Source organism: Segetibacter sp. (genome assembly GCF_025963695.1).
Lineage (GTDB): Bacteria > Bacteroidota > Bacteroidia > Chitinophagales > Chitinophagaceae > Segetibacter.
The window spans coordinates 1-3,733 of sequence record NZ_JAOQAH010000102.1; the positions used below are offsets into that span (position 1 = coordinate 1).

At 39.5% G+C, this 3,733-nt stretch carries 4 protein-coding genes; 3 read left to right on the plus strand and 1 reads right to left on the minus strand.

The genetic code is table 11. The features are described 5' to 3' along the window. Positions 1-235: 235 nt before the first annotated feature. The 3 genes from JWR87_RS18555 to JWR87_RS18565 all read left to right on the plus strand — a co-directional run bounded on the left by JWR87_RS18555 (position 236) and on the right by JWR87_RS18565 (position 2,540). Entirely contained in the window at positions 236-511 is a 276-nt protein-coding gene (locus JWR87_RS18555; RefSeq protein ID WP_297823059.1) for a GNAT family N-acetyltransferase, read from the plus strand. A 92-nt stretch (positions 512-603) separates the two neighbouring features. After that, positions 604-1,038 (plus strand): DUF2147 domain-containing protein, encoded by a 435-nt coding sequence (locus JWR87_RS18560; protein ID WP_297823061.1) that lies wholly within the window; start codon positions 604-606, stop codon positions 1,036-1,038. 245 nt (positions 1,039-1,283) lie between these two features. Continuing rightward, entirely contained in the window at positions 1,284-2,540 is a 1,257-nt protein-coding gene (locus tag JWR87_RS18565; RefSeq protein WP_297823064.1) for an amidohydrolase family protein, read from the plus strand. A gap of 74 nt (positions 2,541-2,614) precedes the next feature. On the opposite strand, the gene hisB is transcribed toward JWR87_RS18565, so the two are convergent. Beyond that, positions 2,615-3,733, minus strand: a 1,119-nt coding sequence (gene hisB, locus JWR87_RS18570; RefSeq protein ID WP_297823066.1) for a bifunctional histidinol-phosphatase/imidazoleglycerol-phosphate dehydratase HisB, incomplete at its 5' end; no start/stop codon positions are given.

The following is a 3,733-nucleotide window of genomic DNA, read 5'->3' on the forward strand; positions in this document are numbered from 1 at the left end:
CCGGTTCAGACCATAAAAAAACCCCGGCTTCTGCCGGGGTTTTTAATATGTTATATTTAGATAAACAAAAATAACACAGCTACCCCGGGAAGGAGATGCTATGCCACCAATTGTTATTTAAAGTCAAAGTTTTCATTTGCCCCGCAAAGATGTAGTGCTATTTTTTATTGAGCAAATTTTTTTTGCAGGGTTTTTGCCATTAGTAAAATCAATAAAAAAAATAAACACACAACAAATGGTGGTACTCCATAAAGAAGATGCAAACGAAGGAGCTTTTTACATTGAAGAAGATGGGGAAAGGCTAGCCGAAATGGACTATAAAAAAGAAAAAGACCGCATAATCATTCAGCATACAGAAGTAGATGAGTCTTTAAGAGGGAAGAATGTAGGCTTCCTGTTAGTTGAACGTGGGGTGGAATATGCCCGTAAAACCAATTTGAAAATTGTTCCGCTTTGTGTGTTTGCAAAAAAAATAATGGATACTCACAAAGAGTTTCAGGATGTATTATAACTACGAAAAAGAATACTATTGTTCGTAATTATACGTTTGTTAAAGCACCCGCCGCCAATAGCTTTTGTAACCTTTTTTTAAGAAATTTGAGTATGAAGAAATTTCTCCCATTGGTTCTACTGCCTTTTTTGGCGTTAACCAGCTTCAATTACAATAATCCCGATGCAATTTTAGGAGAATGGGCAAATGGCACCAATAAAGGTCATATTCAATTGTACAAACAAGACGGCAAATATTATGGCAAAATCGTTTGGCTAAAGCAGCCGAATGATGAAACTGGTAAGCCTAAGATCGACAAAAACAATCCTGACGAGAACGCGAGAACAAAGCGGCTATTGGGGTTGATCATGCTACGTGACTTTAAATATGAAGATGGTGAGTGGACCGATGGAAAAATTTATAATCCCGACGACGGCAAGGAATATAAAAGCAAAATGAAACTAAAAGATCCGAAGACCCTGGCAGTACGCGGATACATTGGCATTTCTCTCATTGGAAAAACAGAAACTTTTATTAGAGTAAAATAATTAGCGCGAAGGGAGTTTGTTATTAATTTTTTTCAAGCTTTCACACATTTATCCAACATCGTTGTGTCACTCCCTTATACAATTGTTATCTTAATTCAGCGTACCTCTTTTCATATACCCCAATTATTCTTCGCACGAATATTCCATTAAAAATCATTAAATCCTTAATTCTAACCTGCTTCTTTCAAAAAAAAAGACATCCCTTTTTGCTTTTACTTTGTTGTATTAATTACGAATAATACAACATGCGAATTCTATTTTGTATTTCCCTTTTAATTGCGAATTCGTGTTTTAGTCAAACCGACAAGTATATTTTACTAAAAGGTCATCGCGTCTTCGATGGTGAAAACATGCATAGTAATTGGTCGGTTTTAGTAAAAAACAATAAGATTGAACAGGTTGGTATTATTCAAAACATTCCGGCCAATACAGAAACAATTAACCTCCCTGGCACTACGCTGATGCCCGGTATGATTGAAGGTCATTCTCATTTATTTCTTCATCCTTACGACGAAACGTCCTGGAACGACCAGGTGCTGAAAGAAAGCCGCGCCGAAAGAACAGCCAGGGCAGTAAATCACGCGAAGGTTACTCTGCTGGCGGGCTTTACAACAGTAAGAGATCTTGGAACCGAAGGAGCTTTGTTTGATGACGCCGGATTGAAAAAAACTATTGAAAAAGGCGTTATTCCAGGTCCAAGAATGATCATAGCTACCAAGGCAATTGTAGCCAAGGGCAGCTATGGACCAAGGTCGGAATCACCCGACGTTGAACTTACGCAAGGCGCTGCAGAAGTTACAGGTATAGAGGACATAGCCAGTGAAGTAAGAACACAGATAGGCAAAGGTGCTGATGTGATAAAAATTTATGCAGACTACCGTTGGGGACAAAATGGCGAAGCAATGCCGACATTTAGTGAAGAAGCGCTTGCCATGGCTGTAGCAACAGCAAAAAGTGGTGGAAGGCAAGTGGTAGTACATTCCTCCACTCCTGACGGAATGCGACGAAGCATTCTGGCAGGTGTATCAACCATTGAACATGGAGATGAAGGAACCGCAGAAATTTTCAGGCTAATGAAAGAAAGAAAAGTAGCACTTTGCCCTACACTTGCCGCGGGAGATGCTATTCTACAATACCGTGGATGGAAGAAAGGAGTTGACCCGGAACCGGCTTCAATAGTAACTAAAAAGAAATCGTTCCAAATGGCATTACAAGCTGGTGTAACAATTTGTATGGGTGGAGATGTAGGCGTGTTTAGTCATGGAGACAATGCCCGTGAAATGGAAATGATGGTAGAGTATGGAATGAAACCGTTAGAGGTATTACGATCAGCTACATCAGTAAATGCAGATGTCTTTGGATACGGAAATAAATTCGTAAGAATTAAAACAGGTTTACTTGCTGATATCATTGCGGTACAAGGAAACCCGGTCGAGGATATAAAACTGGTTAGAAAAGTTGCTTTTGTTATGAAGGATGGCAAGGTTTATAAGCGCGAATGAAGAACACGGATAACACAGATTGGATGGATTTGAGCGGATAAATCCTTTCAATCCGTGTCATTCGTGTTTCTATATTACAACACCCCTTTTGTTGACGGTAAATAATTACTAAGTGGATCGCGTTTTACAGCCATTTTAATGGCTTTTGCAAAAGCCTTAAAAATGGCTTCAATCTTATGATGTTCGTTATCTCCTTTGCATTCAATATTTAGATTGCATTTAGCGGCATCGCTAAATGATTTAAAGAAATGAAAAAACATTTCTGTCGGCATCTCTCCTATCTTCTCGCGTTTGAATTCTGCATTCCAAACAATCCAGTTTCTGCCGCCAAAATCTATGAGCACTTTGGCTTCAGCTTCATCCATTGGTAGTGCAAAGCCGTAGCGTTCCATTCCTCGTTTATCGGCTAAGCCTTTTGCAAAGGCTTCACCCAAAGCAATCCCGGTATCTTCAATTGTATGATGCTCGTCTATTTCCAAATCCCCCTTTGTAATGATTTTTAAATCCATTTTCCCATGACGGGCAATCTGGTCAAGCATGTGATCAAAGAAACCGAGACCGGTAGAGATTTCGCCTTTGCCACTACCATCAAGATTTAAATCAATACTAATCTTTGTTTCATTGGTATTCCGCTCATGATGCACCTGCCTTAAGCCCAGCTTTAAAAATTCATAAATGGCTTTCCATGAAGTTGTCTCAAGAGCAATCACTTTTTCAAGTTCGGTTCTGGCGTCTTTAATTTCAGCTCCCCCTAAGTCTGCATCATTATTTATCCATATTCCTTTACAGCCTAAATTCTTGGCAAGCTGAATGTCAGTGATCCTGTCACCGATGACATAAGAATTGGGTATGTCATAATTGTCATTACCAAGATAATCAGTAAACATCCCAATACCCGGTTTACGGGTTGATGCATTTTCAGCAGGAAAAGTTCGGTCGAAATGTTGAGCGGAGAAATGTATGCCCTCGTTTTCGAGGCTTTTCATAACAAAATTATGAACGGGCCAAAAAGTTTCCTCTGGGTAAGCATCAGTTCCCAATCCATCCTGGTTACTAACCATAACCAACTCATAATCCAATTCTTTAGCAATCCTTGACATGTACTCAAACATGTGCGGATAAAACTCAAGTTTACTAAAACTATCAATCTGGTAAGTTGGCGGCGCTTCGTTGATAAGGGTTCCGTCGCGGTC

Coding starts and splice junctions, on each gene's coding strand:
- JWR87_RS18565 (WP_297823064.1), top strand. CDS start 1,284: ATGCGAATTCTATTTTGTATTTCCCTTTTAATTGCGAATTCGTGTTTT.
- JWR87_RS18555 (WP_297823059.1), top strand. CDS start 236: ATGGTGGTACTCCATAAAGAAGATGCAAACGAAGGAGCTTTTTACATT.
- JWR87_RS18560 (WP_297823061.1), top strand. CDS start 604: ATGAAGAAATTTCTCCCATTGGTTCTACTGCCTTTTTTGGCGTTAACC.